Raw genomic sequence first — 19,673 nt, 5'->3', positions numbered from 1 at the left:
TATTATCGCTCAATTTAATCAAATTTTCATTTCTTTCTTGAAACGATTTTGCGGTACTCAAGCGGGGATACACCCTCCAGACGTTTGAATATTTTAGTGAAATAAGCAGCGTCAGGGATTCCCACTTCTTTTGCAATCGATGAAATTTTGTAATCCGCAGTCGACAGCAGCCGCTTAGCCTGCTCCATCCTGTAGTGGTTCAAGTATTGAACTGGCGTCACCCCCATCGTTTTCTGCATGCACCGGGTGATGTAATCCGGATGAAAATGCAGCTCTCTCGCAAAATCCTCCATTTTGATCTCTTCCTGATAATTCTTTCTTAGAAACCTGAGAGTTTCCTCCACTACTTTTTCGGCAGCGCTCGGTATTTGCAGAGACTCCTTTTGCAAATGAAGAATCAATTCTTCAAAGTAGATCTGCTGTCTTAAAGGATAATCAGGGGTCTGATGATTCATGCTGACCAAATTATCAAACAGCTTTTCTACAAAGTCATTATGTATGCATTCCCCAAAAGCAGGAATCTTAAAATGAAATTTAGATGGTTCCACGAAATCCCCGTCGACAGTTTGAACCTCTGCCCAGTTTTCATTTCCTTTATCATAAAGAGAAAATGGAAACTCCATTTTGAAATGAGTCCAGAAAACTCTAGTGTCCTCCCTGCAGGCTTTATGGCCATAATGCTCAAACCCGGGTATCAATATAAGGTATTGTCCCTCTTTTATTATAAATGGCTGTTCATTTTCAGTTATATAAAGCTCTCCTGACTGAACATAAAGCATATCAAAGACGGTAAATACTCGTTTAAAATGTTTAGTTCCTTTTTTAAATATGGCATCTCCTCCTGTAATAAAAGTTGGAAACGGAGGAATATCAAAACCAATGTAAGTCATGCTGTCCTCCCTTTTTTCAGGTCGTATTTTTCCTAAAATGATCGAAATCATCTCTTTTTATTATATAAGATCCTATGTAAACTAGTAATGATTTTATAAGTGTTTTTCAGAAGGGAGTGTCTAGCCTGCCTCAAAAATTAAAAGATCGAAAATTGACATTATTCGCTCTTACTTGGCCTATATTCATTGAATTATTTTTACATATGCTGATGGGAAGCGCCGATACCATCATGCTAAGTCAATACTCAGATAGTTCCGTTGCAGCTGTCGGAGTTGCTAATCAGATCTTGAATGTACTGATTGTCATGTTTGGTTTTATAGCAACTGGCACCATTGTTCTAATCACTCAAAATATAGGTGCAAATAACAATAAAAGTGCGCTTGAGATTTCTCAAGTTTCAATTGCAGCCAATCTGATTCTCGGCATTGCGATAGGACTGATTGTGATTGTTTTCAGCGAATCCATGCTGAAAATAATGAACCTTCCTGCCGAATTGCTGCCAGAAGCAAATTATTATCTTCGCTTAGTAGGCGGGTTATGCTTCATTCAGGCCTTGATTATGACGATCGGGGCCGTTTTAAAAAGCTACGGCTTCACAAAAGATACGATGTACATTACAATCGGCATGAATATCCTGCATATCTTCGGAAATTATATTTTTATCTACGGACCTTTTGGCCTGCCGGTTCTTGGTGTGGAAGGGGTTGCATTTTCGACTGTTGCTTCCAGATTCATCGGACTGATCATTATTTCTTATCTTCTTGTAAAACGAATTTCATTTGAACAAAAATTTCGCCAAGTTTTTAATCTGCCTGTATCACATCTTAAAAACCTGCTTAAAATCGGCGTTCCTTCAGCAGGTGAACATTTGTCATACAATGGATCGCAGATTGTCATAACCATTTTTATTACAATGCTTGGAGCTGAGGCGTTAACAACAAAGGTTTACGCCCAAAATTTAATGATGTTCATTTTTCTTTTCAGTTTAGCCATCAGTCAGGGAAATCAGATCCTTATCGGTCAAATGGCAGGTGCACGGGAGTATGACAGAGCATATAAACGATGTATCAGTACGCTTTATTGGGCGGTTGGAATGTCCACTGCCATTGCTGTTGTATTCAGTATTTCCACTGATTTCTTATTCGGAATCTTTACAAGCAATCAGGAAATTCTGCAAATTGGCGCGACCATTCTGCTGCTGACGATTATTCTTGAGCCAGGCAGAGCATTTAATCTTGTGATTATCAGCGCTTTAAGGGCAACAGGAGATGTCAAATTTCCTGTCTATATGGGAATTCTGTCGATGTGGGGAATAAGCGTTCCGCTCGCATACCTTTTGGGAATACATTTTGAATTAGGCCTTGCAGGAATATGGGTGGCTTTTATAGCTGATGAATGGCTTCGAGGCATCCTGATGTTAATTCGATGGAGATCAAAAGTATGGGTGAATAAAGGCTTTATTTTACAATCAAAAGCAGTATCATGAACCTGACTTAATCAGTCAGGTTTTTTATGAAGAAAAATTAACAGAAAATGAAATCGCTTCATTAATTAATTGTCTATTCTCCCTATTTTTTTATTTAAATTTTCAGAAAAATACTTGATTTCCGCATATTCATGCCATATGATAATAAACATAACAACAAATGTTATATTTCCTAACATCAATATCTCTCTGTCTTTGGTCTTATTTATTTCTTGTTCACCATTCTGAAAGAAGGAGCGTGTTTTTATGGATGCTTTAGTGTTAATGGACAATTTGTGGGTAATTATTGCAGGAATATTGGTTCTGCTTATGCAAGGTGGCTTCATTTTACTTGAAGCGGGTTCTACCCGAATGAAAAATGCAGGCCACATTGCCGGTAAAACAATTTTTACAATCGGAATTGCATCTCTTGTCTTCTGGGCAGCCGGCTATGGATTTATTTATGGGGATGGCAATAAATTCATCGGTCTATCTAGTTTCTTTTATGGAGATGCAGCACCTGCGCAGGACGGATTAACGACTTCGGTTGATTTCTTTTTCCAGCTGGCATTCGCAGCAATTGCATTGACAATTGCCTTCGGTGGCTTTGCAGAGCGTGCTAAATTATCAGCTTACGTAATCTTCGCAGTTCTATTTTCAGCTCTAGTTTATCCTGTTGTCGCACACTGGATTTGGGGAGCAGGCTGGCTGAAGGATTTAGGCAAACAGGACTTTGCAGGCTCTACTGTTGTTCATTTAACTGGCGCAATGGCAGCTCTTGCATCTACGATTGTCCTTAAACCAAGGCTTGGAAAATACGGGAAAGACGGAACAATGAATCAATTATCCGGTCACAATCAAGTGTATACAGCATTAGGAGTTCTGATACTTTGGGTTGGATGGTTTGGTTTTAACGCAGGAAGCACATTCGGCGTGTCAGACGGATTCTTTGGCTATGTAGCATTAAACACTCAGCTTGCCGCTGCTGCAGGTGCAGTTGCTGCAATGATTGTTGTTCGAATGATGACAGGAAAAGCGGATATTCCAACAACCTTGAATGGCGCACTTGCAGGTCTTGTAGCTATTACAGCGTCCTGTGCATTTGTTGCTCCTTGGGCAGCTGTTGTAATTGGATTAATCGGCGGGAGCATTGTCTATTTCAGCATGAAGCTATTTGATAAAGCTAAAATTGATGATCCGATTTTCGCCCTGTCTGTTCATGGTGCTGCCGGAATCTGGGGAACTTTATCTACCGGCTTCTTTGCAACTCCTGAACTTTCAGAACGAAACGGCGGTTTAGCAGGTTTATTCTACGGAGGAGGCTTCGCTCAGCTTGGTGTTCAAGCGATTGGAATCGTATCATGCGCGTCTTACGCGTTTGTCATCTCCTACGTCATTTTAAAAGTGATGAAACAAGTTATGGGCACAATCCGCGTAACGGAAGAAGAAGAAATGATCGGACTCGATATGAGTGAACATGGCAGCTACGGCTATCCTGAATCCTTTACAGCTGTTGAAGAAAGCAATTCAGGTAAAAAAACTACAGCTTAAGACGAAAAGCGGAACCGCCTGGTTAGCTCCGACAGACAGATAAGGATCCGACAGAAAAGGCGCTTTTTGCCTTTACTGGCGGATCTGTTCTGGCCGAGGAGTTAGGCGGTGGAGCTGGACACCACGAAAAGCGGAACCGCCTGGTTAGCTCCGACAGACAGATAAGGATCCGACAGAAAAGGCGCTTTTTGCCTTTACTGGCGGATCTGTTCTGGCCGAGGAGTTAGGCGGTGGAGCTGGACACCACGAAAAGCGGAACCGCCTGGTTAGCTCCGACAGACAGATAAGGATCCGACAGAAAAGGCGCTTTTTGCCTTTACTGGCGGATCTGTTCTGGCCGAGGAGTTAGGCGGTGGAGCTGGACACCACGAAAAGCGGAACCGCCTGATTAGCTCCGACAGACAGATAAGGATCCGCCAGAAAAGGCGCTTTTTGCCTTTACTGGCGGATCTGTTCTGGCCGAGGAGTTAGGCGGTGGAGCTGGACACCACGAAAAGCGGAACCGCCTGATTAGCTCCGACAGACAGATAAGGATCCGCCAGAAAAGGCGCTTTTTGCCTTTACTGGCGGATCTGTTCTGGCCGAGGAGTTAGGCGGTGGAGCTGGACACCACGAAAAGCGGAACCGCCTGATTAGCTCCGACAGACAGATAAGGATCCGCCAGAAAAGGCGCTTTTTGCCTTTACTGGCGGATCTGTTCTGGCCGAGGAGTTAGGCGGTGGAGCTGGACACCACGAAAAGCGGAACCGCCTGATTAGCTCCGACAGACAGATAAGGATCCTTATATTTTTAATTGCTGCGGGGATCATCGGGGGGCATTTATTTTATCCGCTCCTGCAAAAGGACGAAAGGTTTCGCGGCCAATGGTTACATTATGCGGCTAAATATTGAGAGGCTTTAGCAAACAGATATTGAACAGCTCTTACTTAAGAAAACCACTTCCTTTGAAGTGGTTTTTCTCTTTATTTCTTCTGTTCCATCCAATCAGGTTTTCCGAATCCTTGAAAGTTTTTATCAATTGCTTTTTCAAATCCTGCAGATTCGACTACTTCTTTAATATCCTTCGCGAGCTCTGAATCTGCATCTTTCGTATTCATCACTACACGATTGCGATGCACATCATTCATATCCTCAAGCTGGACTGCATCTGCAAGATTCATTTTCGCGGCTAAAGCGAAATTGCCCGGTACTGCAGACAAGTCTGTGTCTTCCACCGCTCTTGGCAATTGGGCAGCTTCTACAGGAACGAAGGTTAATTTTTTAGGATTTTCGGTCACATCTTTTTCAGATACTTGGATAGGACTCACATCTTCATTCAGCTCAACTAATCCTCCATCTTTCAAAATTTGAAGCGCACGCGCTGCGTTCGTTGGATCATTTGGAATGGCGACAGTCGCCCCCTCTTTCACTTCACTGAGTGATTTGACTTTTTCAGAATAGATCCCCATTGGAGCAGTAGGGACAGTAATCACTTCAGATAAATCCAATTTACTTTGTTTTGCGAAGGTTTCCATATAGATTTTATGCTGAAACAGATTGGCATCAAGCTCATCATTGCCGAGCGCCTGATTTGGCTGAATGTAATCATTAAATTGGACAACTTCAACCTCGTATCCTTTTTCCTCAAGTCCCGGTTTGATTGCCAGTTCAGCCATATCCGTGTAAGGACCTGCCGATGCTCCAATTTTAATGCTTTTCTTTTCTCCATTTGATCCTTCTGCTCCGCATGCAGATAATACTCCCATTACAAGTACAATAAGTGCTAAAACTGTTTTTTTCATTTGTTCTCCTCCTTTTTTTACACAAAAAAATTCCCCTTTCATTCAGAAAGAGGAATCGTATGTATGACGACTTATCTTCCAGAATGAATAATCATTCTGCAGGATTTAGCACCGTTCCATTTAAGGAGGTTGCCGGACTTCGCAGGGCCTGTTCCCTCAGTCTCTCTTGATAAGCAAGCTATTAAATTCGAATACCTGAATATTATACTCACAGCTTCATTCTGTCAATCATTAATTTAGAATAATCAAAAAAGTGAGATGCAGGCAGAGAAGAATTTATTAATAAAGGAGCTGGTTTAGCCGTGCGCTTATTTGATTCTGCTGAAAAACTCAGTATTTAGTGCTTTCTCTTTTTCTGCTCGTTCTGCCAATATCCTCCTTAATTCATGCCGCAGGAAACCTCCCTATGCTGCCCAGTCAAATCAAAAAGCCAGCTTATTCAGCTGACTCTTTAAGATTCCTCAATATTGATTCTGTACTTTTCAAACCAGACATGAATCTGTGCAAGGTGGGCGAGCAGCTGCGGACCTGTCATCAGCTGTCCGTACCAAGGCGCCTGAAAAGAATTGCCTTCTGACTCAATAATATCGTTCAGCGCTTTTTTATCAAAAAAGACGTGAAGGGCAGAATCCTGGTTTTTCGTCAATGACTGAAGCCAAGTTTTGACGGCTTTTGTATAGTGAGGATTATGTGTTTTTGGATACGGGCTTTTTTTACGGTAAAGGACTTCATCCGGAAGCACGCCTTCTAATGCTTTGCGGAGAATGCCTTTTTCCCGGTTTCCATGCATTTTCATATCCCATGGTATGTTCCAAACATATTCTACGAGGCGATGGTCCGCAAACGGAACACGGACTTCGAGACTCGCTCCCATGCTCATGCGGTCTTTCCGGTCGAGCAAGGTCGTCATGAACCAAAGAATATTTAGATAAAACAGCTGCCTGCGTTTAGATTCTGTTTCAGACTCACCATCAAGAAGAGGTGTCTCTTCCAATGTTTCCTGGTATCTTGTTTTCACGTACTCTTTTAAATTCAGCTTGCTTTGCCAATCTGTACGAAGCAGATTCATCCTTGCATCCGTTGATCTCATCCACGGAAATGCATCTTCGGATAAATCCTGCGGCCGGTGAAACCACGGATATCCGCCGAATATTTCATCTGCACATTCCCCTGATAGTCCTACGACAAAATCTTTTTTTATTTCTTTGCAGAACCATAGAAGAGAAGAATCAATATCCGCCATACCAGGAAGATCTCTGACTTCAACGGCTTCCGTTAAGTAATCAGCAAGCTGCTGCTGTGTGATGATTGACCGGTGGTGAACCGTTTGAAAAGCATCCGTCATTTTATCAATCCACGGAGCGTCTGAGTTTGGCTGAAATTCATTCGCTTTAAAAAACTTATCATTATCTTCGTAATCAATGGAAAACGTATGAAGAGGACCCTTGCCTTCTCTTTCAAACGCTTTTGCAGCAATTGCGGTGATCGTACTAGAATCAAGTCCTCCAGAAAGAAAAGTGCACACTGGAACATCTGAAACTAGCTGGCGTGTCACTGCATCATTGACTAAAAATCCAACGCGGCTGACTGTTTCATCAAAAGAATCAAGATGACTTCTGCTTTGCACGTTCCAATATCTCCAAACCTTCAGTCCTTCTTTTGAAAACGTCATTGCATGAGCAGGACGGAGCTCCTTTACTCCTTTAAAAACGCCTATTCCTGGCGTTCTGGAAGGTCCAAGTCCAAATATCTCACTTAATCCTTCCCTGTCAAGAACGGCCTTTTGATCAGGATGTGAAAGGATCGCCTTCAGTTCTGAGCCAAATATAAGAGATGCCTTCTTCTCAGAATAAAAAAGCGGCTTTACCCCTAATCGATCTCTTGCAATGAAGAGTTTTTCATTACCTGAGTCCCAGACCGCAAAGGCAAAAATACCATTTAAATGATGCACACATTCTTCTTTCCACTCCATATACGCTGAAAGCAGAACTTCGGTGTCGGAATGGCCTGCAAATGTATACCCGCGCTTTAGTAATTCCAGGCGGATATCTTCTGTATTATAAAGCTCGCCATTGTAGCAAATTGTAAATGTATTTTCTCCTTTTTTGCGGGTCATCGGCTGTCTTCCTCCTGCAGGATCAACAACTACAAGACGTTTATGACCAAAAAGAATGCGCTGCTCTCCCCACACATTCGTATCATCTGGTCCCCTCTTTGATAAGCATTCCGACATATTTGTTATGACATTTACATGCTGCTGCAGATCTTTCTGGTAATGAACCCAGCCTGTTATTCCACACATCTGCCTATCATCTCCCCCATTTGAATAGCCTGAGTTTTACTCAGACAGTTATCCTATGCTTAACTTATGAAGAGTTGATTTGTCCGTATCACGTTTTTATTTGTATAGGGGTGTTTTTGGCAAGATTAGCCCGAATGTCTGTGAATAATCGATCAAAATTGTCTTGCCTTAAAAAGGTGTTTTGAATAATTTTCCCTCTAAATGGAAAAAACGAACGATAAAGAATCTATTTTAAGGGAGGTTCATTCGATGCTTTCTAAACAAAAACATCGCCTGCTCGAGCGGCAGGAACGTGCTCATGTCACAGGTTCAATTGAAATTGGCGAAGATCAGGAATTATTATTTTATGATGATGTGCATGAAGAAGTTTCCATTCTGCAATTTAAACCGGATGAATCATTGGAGATATTGCTGAATGACAGCTGGTATACGGGCAACTATTTAAAAGATGGACAGCTTTCTATTCCGATGGGCATACATCAATTGAAAACAAATGATACGCTGCGCATTCAAAAAAAGGTGCCATTCGCATTAGAATATATGCTGAAGGAATCCAGTGATGAATCTTTTCTTGCATTTACAGCTAAGCTGAATGCTTTGTCATTCTCTATCCATGATTGCATATACAGCTATAATCATATGGTTTTTCAGGACGGGAAAACGGATAAAAAAGGAGTTTCTTTCTTTCAATTTGACAACGAAGAGGCCATTTGCGGAGTACAGCATCACTTTTCAAGGGGCAGCAAGAATGAAGATCGTTTCGAATTTACAACTTGCACGGGAAAAAGAGCGCTTTTAACACAGATGCAGCAATAGCCGCGGAATACGGTTTGCTTTTTTCATCTTTGCTTATCCGAAAACAAATTTAGGCAATAAAAAGAACCTCTGCACCCGGCAGAGGTTCTTTCTATTAAAAAAATCTTAAACCGATTGGCAAACGCAATCCGAGCAGAATCACGACAATCAGAACGATCACAAACTGAATCCAGAAAACGCGTGTCGGCTTTCTCTTTTTAGCTCGGACAAGGATCATTTCCATCATCCCAATAACGTAGATGCCAAGGATTGCTTTTCCGATATATTCGCCGCTGATAACTGCCAAACTGAGTAAAAGCTGCAGGCCTGAAGCGATGATCAATAAATAGAAAAGCCTTAAAGTCATGTGTACAATTTTGAATGGTTTTTCTTTTCCCGACTTAAAGAGGGAGTTCGCGACAAAAAATAGAATAAGTGCGACAACCCATGTCGTAATATGTAAGTGTGTGGTCATTGGTAAATCCTCCTCTTTTTCATAACTTCCCACACATATAGTATCATGAATGCCTATAAAAAATGAAATGTAAGCGCATTGACTTGTCTATTGTTTTCTTAAAAAAGGTAGGATATTGTAGTACATGAGGGAATGTTAGATTTATGTATTTCCAGACTTAATCGTATTCGGAGGAGATATTGTGTCAAAATCAGTACAAATCATCGACCTGACTGAAAAATATGGAGCAAACAATTATCATCCGCTGCCAATCGTTATTTCAAAGGCAGAAGGAGTTTGGGTAGAAGATCCTGAAGGCAACAAATATATGGATATGCTCAGCGCCTATTCTGCTGTAAACCAAGGGCACCGCCATCCAAAAATTATTGCTGCTCTAAAGGAGCAGGCAGATAAAATCACTTTAACATCAAGAGCCTTCCACAATGATCAGCTTGGTCCATGGTATGAAAAGGTTTCTAATCTTACAGGAAAAGAAATGGTTCTTCCAATGAACACAGGCGCAGAGGCAGTCGAAACAGCCGTTAAAACCGTTCGCCGCTGGGCTTACGATGTAAAGGGTGTTCCGTCAGATCAAGCAGAGATTATTGTATGCGAGGAGAATTTCCACGGCCGTACAATGACAGCGGTATCAATGAGCTCAAGCGAAGAATACAAACGCGGCTTCGGCCCTATGCTGCCTGGCATTAAGGTGATTCCATTCGGTAATTTAGAAGCGCTCAGAGAGGCAATTACGCCAAATACAGCCGCTTTCATCTTTGAACCGATTCAGGGCGAAGCAGGCATTCACATTCCTGAAGAAGGTTTCCTGAAGGCTGCATATGACATCTGTAAAGAAAACAACGTCCTATATGTGGCAGACGAAATCCAGGCAGGACTTGGCCGTTCGGGAAAATTATTTGCCTGTGACTGGGAAGGTGTTAAACCGGATATGTACATTCTTGGAAAGGCACTCGGCGGAGGTGTTTTCCCGATTTCATGTGTAGCCGCTAATAAAGATGTACTAGGCGTTTTTGAGCCAGGATCACATGGTTCAACATTCGGCGGGAACCCGCTGGCATGTGCTGTTTCCATTGCAGCCTTGGATGTGCTTGTTGATGAAAAACTTTCTGAGCGTTCTTTGGAGCTTGGAAGCTACATGCAGGACCGCCTGCGCGAAATCGAAAATCCGATTATTAAAGAAGTACGGGGCAAAGGCTTATTCATCGGCTTAGAACTGACTGAATCAGCACGCCCATACTGCGAAAAGCTTAAAGAAGAAGGACTTCTCTGCAAAGAAACGCATGAAACAGTGATCCGCTTCGCACCGCCGCTTGTCATCTCAAAAGAAGATCTTGACTGGGCGATTGAAAAAGTGAAAAAGGTTCTCGCATAATAGTTCTTTAAACAGTGTTAATCCTACTTGGATTAACACTGTTTTTGTTTAAAATAAAATGCTCGATTAGTCTTTTAAAACAATTTCCCAAATAAGGAACAAAAGAAGCAGTCTGAAGACTAGGAGCTACATTCGCTCTGCCTATTTTAATGAATAAGCCAAAGACAGTCTAATAACGCCCTGTTTGCTTTCACTGTCAATTAAGGAAAAAACTCGCTAAGATAGGAAGTCTCACCCTGCTGGTGACAGTCCTTTTCTAATAGCAGCCAATAACTTACCGCTTCACGGGAATACCTTCGTCTCTTACTTTTTGATTCCATTCAAATCCCGCACATACTGCTAATCCCCCTTATTAAAAACACACCAGCAGTTCCACTGGCGTGTTTCATTTATTCTCCAATCGTATTGCTGAGTGTTCCTATATCATCAATCGTAATTTCTACAACATCACCCGGCATTAAATATTTAGGGGGCTTAAACCCTTTGCCGACGCCTGCTGGTGTTCCCGTAGCAATGATATCTCCCGGCTCAAGTGTTGTTCCCTGTGAGATCGTGGAGATCACCTTTTCAATTGGAAAGATCATGTCTTTCGTATGTCCATTCTGCCTTACTTCCCCGTTCACCTTTGTCATCAGATTCAGTGCATATGGATCCGGCACAGCAGATTTATGTACAATGTAAGGACCCATCGGACATGATGTATCGAGGCTTTTACCTAGCAAAAATTGTTTATGCCTAGATTGCAGGTCTCTCGCCGTAATATCGTTAATAATAGTATAGCCATACACATAATCCATGGCTTTCTCTTCAGAAATCAGTTTTCCTTTTTTTCCGATAATTACCGCAAGTTCCCCTTCATAATCAAGTTCCTTTGTAAGATGCAAATGCGGATCAATCGGTTCTTCATGCCCAATCACTGTCGTGGGCGCTTTTGAAAAAAGCATAACATGTTCCGGAATATCTGCTTCGCTTCCAAGTTCAATCGCATGTTCCCGGTAATTCTTTCCGACGCAAAAAATATTCTTGCGGGGATTCAGGATAGGTGCGAGCCATTTGACATCTGAAAATGAATATAAATAAGATTCGGTTTCATTTGATTTTTCCACCCAAAGTTCAAGCTGTTTTAAATGATTGATGAATTTTTCTCCCATTTCAATGCATTCAATAACCGTCTGCGGTGCTGAAGACAAATCAAACAATTTTTTCTCTGCCCTTTGAATATCGAGAATTTTATTTTCTTCCATAATCAGTCCGATGAATGTTCGACCGTGAAGCTGTGCAGTAGCTAGTCTCATAGTTTTCCCCCATTTTGCCTTTGATGGAACATTTGCTTTTACCTTGCCTTCTCTAAAGTAAAATATTCGCTAAACAATGTCATATTTCCTCTAAAAAAACGGATGAAGTTTCAAACCCCGGTCAACTTTTCACTCTGAAAATCTAGAGCTGCAAAAGCGTAAGCTTCCCTTCTGAAAAATGTGAATCAATCACTCTTCCCAATCCGTAATACAGCGGGTTTTTGTAGAAACCTGTAATGTTTTTTGTTATTTTATCGAATGTAAACCATTTTGTACAACCCTGTGTATAATAAGTTTATTACCTGTACAGATATGTTTTTTCAGGAATCAATTTTACCATTTCAGGTACACTTCCCGCCTGAAAAACAAGACACATTAAACCATGAAAGTTGGAGAAAAGATCATGGCACTGAACGAAATTGAAAACTACAGACAAAAGCTATTAGAAGCTGCAAAAGACTATGGCATGAACTCCTCAGAAACCGTGCGATGCAGCCAGGAACTGGATTTATTGATTATCGAACAAATTAAACAGCAGCTTAAAAATCGGATGCCCCTTCAGTCTGCTGTCAATTAAGCCCGATGTGAAAAGTAAATCCATTTTCTCAGCAGCCATTCAACAGGTCCAAATGCAAAGCGCTTAAACCAAAGGTGACTTAAAAACACCTGTATCCCGTAAATGAAGATAACAAGGATGAAGCCAGTCCATTCAGAAATTTCACCATAGAACCCAAAACCGTAAGAATAAAAGATAAACGTGCATATGATCGATTGCAGCAGATAATTGCTGAGTGATCCTCTGCCTGCAGCTCTTATTGGCTCAAGCCTGAATTTGAATTTATTTAAAAACAGCAAGGCAAGCGATACATAACAGAGGGTTAAAGCAGGCCCTCCAAGTGATAATTGCAGATGCTGAGTAAGGATATTTTCATCCCAATAATATGGCATGCCTTTAAAAACGGCAGCTGCTGCACCTGTAATGATCGCCGTCCGTTTCCATTCTTTTATCATGGACTGATGAAACCACCCCCTCTTATAAGCAGCCGCACCAAGCATAAACAGCGGAAGAATCGATAAGATAAGAAAAATAGCATTCTCCGCATTGTTTACATACGCCCAATCCGTCAGCCGCTGCTGCGTGATTTCAATAAAATTTCCTGTTTGATAAACCTCCAATGATTGCTGAATCGCTTCCTGTGATCCATATTTTCCGGGATCAAGACTTCCTGGTTCCCCTATATAGGCAGTCAGCAGAGCAAGCGACATCAGGACATTCGGCAGGATTAGAATCCACAGTGCCCACTTCATGAGGCGCTCAGCACTCCATTTAAGAAAAATCATAAAGATAAACCCGATGATTGCATAATTGATCAGGATGTCCCCATGCCAAATCAAAGCTGCATGAAGCATTCCGATAATGAAAAGTCCGATCAGCCTCTTTGAATAATATCGGCCAAACGAATGTCCTTTTTCTTTTGCCCTCTCATAAAAAATGACAGTGCCTGCACCGAAAAGAAACGAGAAAAGCGGATAAAAACTCGCTTGTGCAAACAAATTAATAAATTGTTCAATAAGCCTATCCAGTGCAGTCGTGCTGCTTACAAGGCTGCTGATGTACAAAGCAGGCTCATGGAACGATTTCATATTCACCAATAATATCCCCAGCAGCGAAAACCCTCTCAAGATGTCAAGTACGTGAAGCCGGTCTTTTTTATGTATTGCGTATAATGAATCCATCATAGCCTCCAATTTCTTCTAGTACAAAATATCATATCACATTGCTTTACAACTCTATTAACACCCTTTTTTCTTTTTAAATGTCTTCATGACTATTTCCTTTCGACATTTTTTTTGCGGGATTGGATGAAAGAATATTTATAGGTATTTCCTCTCACGTAAAAAACTCGATTTCAATTACTATTTTCATAATAAATGCCAATAAATCTGATTTTATCGTCTTAATACCCAGATTAAACTGTCAAAACAACAGGTCTATCCTTTTATTAACAAAGAAAACTTAAGAAGATAGCATATAAGTATAAATATTTCGCATCACGAATTATTTATCAATCTACCATTTGGAGGATGTCAATGAACCTTAAAAAGAAAGTATTATCTGTTTCTCTATCCAGTCTTGTGGCAATAAGCGCTTTTTCCGCAGTTTCTTTACCAGTTAGTGCCGTCGGCAATGGACCAGGCGCCGGTAATGGATCAATCCAAACATCCATTCTTCATACTTATGACAGCATGGTGGACTATTTAAAAACACAAGATGCAAAGCAGGAGGGCATGCAGCTTGAAATCATCGGTCAAACGGTAAAGGGCCGGGATATTTACTTAACAAAATACATAACAAACCCGGACAACCCCACTATTCTATTTTTAACGCAGCAGCACGGCAACGAGCAGCTGACAACAGAAGGAGCACTTGAATTCATCAAACACTTAGGCACCAATAAATCAAAAGGTGTTCTAGAGAACGTGAATATCCTGGTCATTCCAATGTTAAATGCCGATGGCGCCATGGGTGATGTGAATTTTTCACTGGATAACTATCTGGCTGATGGCAGCCGCCATTTAACTCGGTATAATGCAAATGAGATTGATTTAAACCGGGAGCATGATAAACCGATTGCCAGCATGCAGGCAGAAGTTAAAGCTTTATATGAAAATGTATTTGAAAAGTACAAGATTGATTACATGATAGACCTTCATCATCAGGGAACTCTAAGTGAAACAGAGGGAGAGCTTGTGTCAGGTTCAATCCTGCATCCGACTAATTCTGATGTCGATGCTGATGTTCTTGAGCGTTCTAAAAAACTGGGGTCAGTTGTCTATCATTCAATTGAAAACACGGGCTGGGGCCATATTGGCAAATACGATGGCGGCAGCGGTCAAAATATCGGACGCAACGGGGCAGCTGTCCGTTATGGCATTTCTACTCTTCTGTTTGAAATGCGCGGAATGTCTGATCACTATATTGAATCCTATGCGCTCGGACAAAAAAGCAATGGCTACCTGATTAAACAAACGATCACAACGCTTGACTCTACAGTCAGAGCCATCGCAGACGGATCTATCGAGAATGCGGATGTGAGCTTTTGGGATACACTTCCGACTCAAAAAAGTCGTTCTGGTGAAGAATCAGACGAATAAGGATTTGAACCTGAATGAAAAAACGCTTAGGAATTCCTAAGCGTTTTTCTTTTGAGCAAAACTCATTAATGAAAGACCAAGGATTTTAATGAGTGATTTATGAGAACGAAAATTCGATTTTCCCTTCTTTAAGGACAAGGCTTGCATCAAATGGTTTTTTCCCTTTAAAGCCTTTCAGCTTGTTCGTTTTTCCTTTAAGACAAAGCTGTTTAATTTGCGCCGCCGAAATCGTTTTGCCCAAAAGCTTTTTTGGAAACGTCTGTTTGCAGCCAGTTTTGTAATCCGTGCACCCATAAAACGTTTTGCGGTCCATGATGCCGCCCGTTTTACATGCAGGACAAAGACAGATCGCTTCTCTTGTGTCTGCTGCAGCCGGCTGTGCAGTCACTTCTAATTTCTCCATGCTGGCACTTGCCTGATCCAGCAATGTGAAACAGAATTTTTTTGCTGTATCAATGAAGACATCCTTTGACTTTTCACCGCTGCCGATTCCTTTCAGATAAACCTCCCATTTAGCCGTCATTTCTGGTTTGGAAAGCAGTGTACCCTCAACAGCTTCACAGAGAATTTCCCCTTTGCCTGTAACAAATACCTCGTTCTTTTTGACTTCAATAAATTTTCTCATCAGCAAGGTATCAATAATTCCAGAGCGTGTTGCTTCTGTTCCAAGGCCTTCGGTGCTGTTCAGCGCTTCTCTCATTTCCTTGTCTTCAACATGTTTGCCTGCAGTTTTCATAAGGGTAATCAGCTGGCCCTGGGTGTATGGTTTAGGCGGCTGTGTCATGCCATCCTTTACTTTTACAGAGGCAATCGCTGCTTCACCATTGGTTACTTTCGGAAGCATTTGATCTTCTTTTTTCTCATCCGCTTCCACGGGTTCCTTTTGATACAGCGACTTCCATCCTGGATTTTTCATTGTTTTTCCTTTACTGATGAAATCATTTTTTCCAATAGAAGTGACAATGGTTGTTTCATCAAATACATAGTCATCCATGAACATTCCAAGTGCAGTTTTCATTACCTCTTCGTAGACGGATTTTTGTTCATAGCTAAAAGAGCTAAAAACGGCAGAACTGACTTTCTTTTCAGTCGGCACGATGGCATAGTGATCGCTGACACGCTTAGAATCTACGTATCTTTTGGATGGATGAAGGCGCACAGGGTTAAAAGACAGGGAAAGTGCCTGCTGATACTGGCTGATGTTTGCTTTGATGTAGCTAAACTCTTCATCTGTAATATATTGTGAATCCGTCCGGGGATAAGAAATATATCCTTTTTCATACAAAGATTGAGCCGTTTTCAGCACCTGGCTCGGACTCATTTTCCTTTGTTTATTCAGTTTTGCCTGCAGGCTGGACAAACTGTGGAGCTTTGGTGAAGGCACACGCTTTTCAGCAACTTCGGTGCTTTTAACCTTTGCATCATACGTTTTCTGATTTTCCGTAATATCGGGTGCTGCTGCTGCAAACAGCTCTTCAGATGTTTTAAAACGGCCTTTCAGCTTACCTGTGTACTCCCCGTTCTCCACCTTGAAGGCTGCCTGAAGCTCGAAGAAAGGTTCTGGCTTAAAATTCTCGATTTCTTTTTGCCTGTCATAAATTAATTTTAATACAGGGGTTTGCACGCGTCCGACACTGAACACATCGCGGACCCCCTTTTTTTGAAGATGCAGGGTATAGAGCCTGCTTGCATTTAACCCGACAAGCCAGTCCGATATTTGCCGGGCCTGTGCTTCGTGGAACAAATGAATGGTTTTGCTGCCGTCATACAGTTCATTAAAGCCCTTTAATATCGCATTTTCCGTCAAAGAAGAGGTCCAGAGCCGTTTTATCGGCTTTTGGTTTGCTCCAGCCATCATGATCAGCAGGCGTGCGATGTTTTCACCTTCACGTGCCGGATCTGTTCCGATAATAATTTCGTCGGCTTCTTTTAATAGGTCTTTAACAATTTTAAATTGCTTCGCTTTTCCTTTACTTACTTTATACAAAAACTGATCTGGAATAATCGGCAGTGTTTCAAGCCTCCACTTTTTCCATTCATCCTTATATTCATCCGGATTTTTAAGCTCAACTAAATGGCCGATTGCCCACGTGACCTTCGCACCATTTGGAAAAACAGAGCATGACCCAATCTCCAAGTATCCTTCTCTTTTAACAAAAGGAAACGGAGCAGCGAGTTTACGCCCCTGATCAGGTTTTTCTGCCAGTATTAAAACTCTAGACATACTTTCTTGAACCTCTTTTCAAACATTTAATTGAGAGAAGTTATGACCCCTCTGTCCTCTCATTCTATCTACAGTATGAAACATCTTCTGTGAAAAAGAAATACATAACACGGCACCGGCCAGATCCTAAATATAGATTTCTCACTAAGTTTATGGATTGTGCAGCAGGCAAAATTTAATTTTGACATTGGACAAACAAAAGACGGGAATGAAAAGAATCTTTATTGTGTGCTGGTCCATTTTCTATATCAGCAGTTTTCCTGCTAAACCAAAATCCTCTAAATAAATCCGCATTTATCACAAGTTTGCCTATCTTTCATACGATATTTTACAGGTGCAGTACTTAACCTCAAAAAGCAAAGGATGTTGGATATGCCAGCCATAGTAGGAGCATTTAAAGTAAATGCCGTTGGTACGAGCAGCATTGTTCATATCGGGGATGTCATTACTATCTCGCCATACAGCGAAGTCAAGACCTTTGCAGGGGCTGGATCTTTCAATACGGGAGATGGTTTGAATATTTACAATCAAAATAGTGTCACGAATGTTTACGACAACGATGCCATTGACCAGCCAATAGCGGGAAATGCATAAAAAGAGGTGAAAACATGAATTTTTACATTAACCAGACGATCCAAATTAATCACTTGAAGGTGGAGGCGGTGAGCAACTCTTCTGTCCTTCAAATTGGAAGCGCAGGTATTATTAAACCGCTGTCAAACCTTTATAATACCGGGGCATTTACCGCACCTGCCCCAGCTGCAGTAGGTCCGGGAGGGCCGACTCAGACACAAGGCCCTTTCGTTCCGCTGGCCCCAATTTAATCTGGTATAGGCATTCACCCATTTTTAGTACCGTGCATATAAATAAATCTAGATACTATGTACGTGATTTTATAAGCGGGGTGAATGAAATTGTACTATGATCAATCAATGATGCAGTGTGTGCAGCATTTATACGGAATTGTTCAGGCTCAGGATCAGAAAATCAAAAAACTTGAATCCGCTGTTTCCGCCATGATGGACGAAATAGAAGAATTGAAAAAGCGCCCCAGTACAACAATCGAAAAAATAGAATATAAATTTGATCAATTAAAAGTAGAAACGCTGGAAGGCACATTAAATATAGGACTTAATCCAACCGTGCCTGATCAAATTGAAAACTTTGAAGTGGATCAAAAAGGACTTCAAGTTAACCAAGTAAATAACACGAAGCGCGGGGAAGAAATATTTGAAGCTGTTCAGGCGAGGCTGCTTGCATTTCTGAACGAAGACTGCGTCAAATATATAGAACAGCTCGCTGCACAATATAGATATGAGCTTGATGATGCGCATAAGGAATTTATCATTGAGGATATCCGCAAGCAAATTGACAGCCGGATCAGGTTCTACTTAAAACAGGGAACATATGATGAATCCGTGCCTGTCAGCGCGTTAATTGAAGATATTACATCTAAAGTAAAGCAGGATGTGGAACGTTCCATTACGTACTTTATCCAAGCCCTGCCAAAAGAAGGAGCCGACAGCAACTCATGAATTTTAACGTAGTAAATAAAGAGCTTTCAGTTGGAGCCATCCAAGTGACTGCTGTTGCAAGTTCCAGCGTCTTCCTTATTGGCGATGTGAACTGCATTACATTGTCATCGGTTTTTGATACGCCGCCTGAATCATTGATTGTAGGTCCATTTGTTCCTCTTGCACCGGAATAAGCTGCAATGATCAATCGATTATCTATTGTTAACAAGGCGTATGTTAACTCAATCGGGATCAGTTCGCTTTTTCAGATCGGGGACAGTGTAGATATCGTTGCGCGAACTAACGTCTACGCCGTGCAAAGGGAGGCAGAAATCCTGCTGGGAAACGAGGGTGACTTAAGGCAATACAGCTTTTACACAGAACTTTTGCCAAAACCTCTGATCACAGAAAATATTCAGACAGCTTTTCATCATGAAAATCCAACCATTAAAGTTGGGGCAGTTAGAGTAACATCTGTTTCTTCATCTGCTGTTGTTCAATTCGGTTCCACAAACACGATTTCGGCAGAATCACGTGCGAAGCACATCAGACAATTGCTAAGCCGGAATGAACGTAAACAGCCTTAATGCATAGACTGTGAATATGACAGAAAGCCAAAGGATGTTCGTTCATGCCAGCTATTATTGGTCCAATCTGCATTAACTCTGTCGGAGGCGGTGTTGTAAACTTCGGTGACTCGTTTTATCTTTCTCCTAAGAGTTCATCAAAGACTGCATCAGGTTCTGGCGGGGGAAATACAGGTGACTTTATTATTGTAAACAATATTGTAAGTGCTACGAATTCAATCGATCCTGATTTAAATGATCAAAATATTGTTGGAAATAACTAAAA

19 protein-coding genes and 1 riboswitch are annotated in these 19,673 nt (G+C 41.4%); of the genes, 12 read left to right on the top strand and 7 right to left on the bottom strand.

Annotated elements, in window-relative coordinates:
* Positions 1–26 precede the first annotated feature (26 nt).
* Positions 27–890, bottom strand: coding sequence for an AraC family transcriptional regulator (locus LIT25_05195; protein USK34753.1), 864 nt, complete (start codon positions 888–890; stop codon positions 27–29).
* A gap of 116 nt (positions 891–1,006) precedes the next feature.
* Between LIT25_05195 and LIT25_05190 the strand changes: the two genes are divergently transcribed.
* Together LIT25_05190 and LIT25_05185 are read left to right on the top strand one after the other, a co-directional pair.
* Positions 1,007–2,377: an MATE family efflux transporter gene (locus tag LIT25_05190; GenBank protein ID USK34752.1), complete on the top strand. Its 1,371-nt coding sequence runs from the start codon at positions 1,007–1,009 to the stop codon at positions 2,375–2,377.
* Between the two features lie 246 nt (positions 2,378–2,623).
* Positions 2,624–3,907: an ammonium transporter gene (locus LIT25_05185; protein ID USK34751.1), complete on the top strand. Its 1,284-nt coding sequence runs from the start codon at positions 2,624–2,626 to the stop codon at positions 3,905–3,907.
* Positions 3,908–4,869: 962 nt separating this feature from the next.
* On the opposite strand, the gene LIT25_05180 is transcribed toward LIT25_05185, so the two are convergent.
* Together LIT25_05180 and asnB are read right to left on the bottom strand one after the other, a co-directional pair.
* Complete coding sequence (locus tag LIT25_05180; GenBank protein ID USK34750.1) at positions 4,870–5,688, bottom strand: MetQ/NlpA family ABC transporter substrate-binding protein; 819 nt, start codon at positions 5,686–5,688, stop codon at positions 4,870–4,872.
* Positions 5,689–5,756: 68 nt separating this feature from the next.
* Positions 5,757–5,864: riboswitch (SAM riboswitch) on the bottom strand.
* A gap of 275 nt (positions 5,865–6,139) precedes the next feature.
* The gene (gene asnB, locus LIT25_05175) at positions 6,140–7,990 is read right to left on the bottom strand and encodes an asparagine synthase (glutamine-hydrolyzing) (GenBank protein ID USK34749.1); all 1,851 of its coding nucleotides are present in this window, start codon (positions 7,988–7,990) and stop codon (positions 6,140–6,142) included.
* A 249-nt stretch (positions 7,991–8,239) separates the two neighbouring features.
* Between asnB and LIT25_05170 the strand changes: the two genes are divergently transcribed.
* Positions 8,240–8,806, top strand: coding sequence for a DUF2777 domain-containing protein (locus tag LIT25_05170; GenBank protein ID USK34748.1), 567 nt, complete (start codon positions 8,240–8,242; stop codon positions 8,804–8,806).
* A 94-nt stretch (positions 8,807–8,900) separates the two neighbouring features.
* On the opposite strand, the gene LIT25_05165 is transcribed toward LIT25_05170, so the two are convergent.
* Positions 8,901–9,260, bottom strand: coding sequence for a YisL family protein (locus tag LIT25_05165; GenBank protein USK34747.1), 360 nt, complete (start codon positions 9,258–9,260; stop codon positions 8,901–8,903).
* A 181-nt stretch (positions 9,261–9,441) separates the two neighbouring features.
* On the opposite strand from LIT25_05165, the gene LIT25_05160 reads away from it, so the two are divergent.
* Positions 9,442–10,632, top strand: coding sequence for an ornithine--oxo-acid transaminase (locus LIT25_05160; GenBank protein USK34746.1), 1,191 nt, complete (start codon positions 9,442–9,444; stop codon positions 10,630–10,632).
* A gap of 389 nt (positions 10,633–11,021) precedes the next feature.
* Here the strand turns inward: LIT25_05160 and LIT25_05155 are convergent, their stop codons facing one another.
* On the bottom strand, positions 11,022–11,927 hold the full coding sequence (locus LIT25_05155) for a fumarylacetoacetate hydrolase family protein (protein ID USK34745.1): 906 nt from the start codon (positions 11,925–11,927) through the stop codon (positions 11,022–11,024).
* Positions 11,928–12,330: 403 nt separating this feature from the next.
* Here LIT25_05155 and LIT25_05150 point away from each other — a divergent pair, with 403 nt between their 5' ends.
* The gene (locus LIT25_05150; protein USK34744.1) at positions 12,331–12,504 is read left to right on the top strand and encodes an aspartyl-phosphate phosphatase Spo0E family protein; all 174 of its coding nucleotides are present in this window, start codon (positions 12,331–12,333) and stop codon (positions 12,502–12,504) included.
* On the opposite strand, the gene LIT25_05145 is transcribed toward LIT25_05150, so the two are convergent.
* Complete coding sequence (locus tag LIT25_05145) at positions 12,501–13,664, bottom strand: DUF418 domain-containing protein (protein ID USK34743.1); 1,164 nt, start codon at positions 13,662–13,664, stop codon at positions 12,501–12,503. The genes LIT25_05150 and LIT25_05145 overlap by 4 nt on opposite strands.
* 354 nt (positions 13,665–14,018) lie before the next feature.
* Between LIT25_05145 and LIT25_05140 the strand changes: the two genes are divergently transcribed.
* A complete protein-coding gene (locus LIT25_05140) occupies positions 14,019–15,083 on the top strand; it encodes a carboxypeptidase (GenBank protein USK34742.1) in 1,065 nt (354 codons plus the stop codon).
* Between the two features lie 97 nt (positions 15,084–15,180).
* Here the strand turns inward: LIT25_05140 and LIT25_05135 are convergent, their stop codons facing one another.
* Positions 15,181–17,307: a DNA topoisomerase 3 gene (locus LIT25_05135; protein USK34741.1), complete on the bottom strand. Its 2,127-nt coding sequence runs from the start codon at positions 17,305–17,307 to the stop codon at positions 15,181–15,183.
* 372 nt (positions 17,308–17,679) lie between these two features.
* Here LIT25_05135 and LIT25_05130 point away from each other — a divergent pair, with 372 nt between their 5' ends.
* From LIT25_05130 to LIT25_05105, 6 genes are all read left to right on the top strand, one after another.
* Entirely contained in the window at positions 17,680–17,901 is a 222-nt protein-coding gene (locus tag LIT25_05130; GenBank protein USK34740.1) for a spore germination protein, read from the top strand.
* A gap of 14 nt (positions 17,902–17,915) precedes the next feature.
* Positions 17,916–18,131, top strand: a complete 216-nt coding sequence (locus LIT25_05125; protein USK34739.1) for a spore germination protein GerPB — start codon at positions 17,916–17,918, stop codon at positions 18,129–18,131.
* A gap of 84 nt (positions 18,132–18,215) precedes the next feature.
* Positions 18,216–18,842: a spore germination protein GerPC gene (locus LIT25_05120; GenBank protein ID USK34738.1), complete on the top strand. Its 627-nt coding sequence runs from the start codon at positions 18,216–18,218 to the stop codon at positions 18,840–18,842.
* Positions 18,839–19,015 carry a spore gernimation protein GerPD gene (locus LIT25_05115; GenBank protein ID USK34737.1) on the top strand — a complete coding sequence of 59 codons (177 nt, stop codon included), beginning with the start codon at positions 18,839–18,841 and terminating at the stop codon, positions 19,013–19,015. The genes LIT25_05120 and LIT25_05115 overlap by 4 nt, the downstream gene beginning before the upstream one ends.
* 6 nt (positions 19,016–19,021) lie before the next feature.
* Positions 19,022–19,408, top strand: a complete 387-nt coding sequence (locus LIT25_05110; protein USK34736.1) for a spore germination protein GerPE — start codon at positions 19,022–19,024, stop codon at positions 19,406–19,408.
* A gap of 44 nt (positions 19,409–19,452) precedes the next feature.
* The gene (locus tag LIT25_05105; GenBank protein USK34735.1) at positions 19,453–19,671 is read left to right on the top strand and encodes a spore germination protein; all 219 of its coding nucleotides are present in this window, start codon (positions 19,453–19,455) and stop codon (positions 19,669–19,671) included.
* Positions 19,672–19,673 lie beyond the last annotated feature (2 nt).

The organism is Bacillus sp. F19, assembly GCA_023823795.1.
In the GTDB taxonomy this organism is placed as follows: Bacteria; Bacillota; Bacilli; order Bacillales; family Bacillaceae; genus Bacillus_P.
Note: the sequence above shows the minus strand (reverse complement) of the source record. Positions and strands in the feature narration are given on the sequence as shown.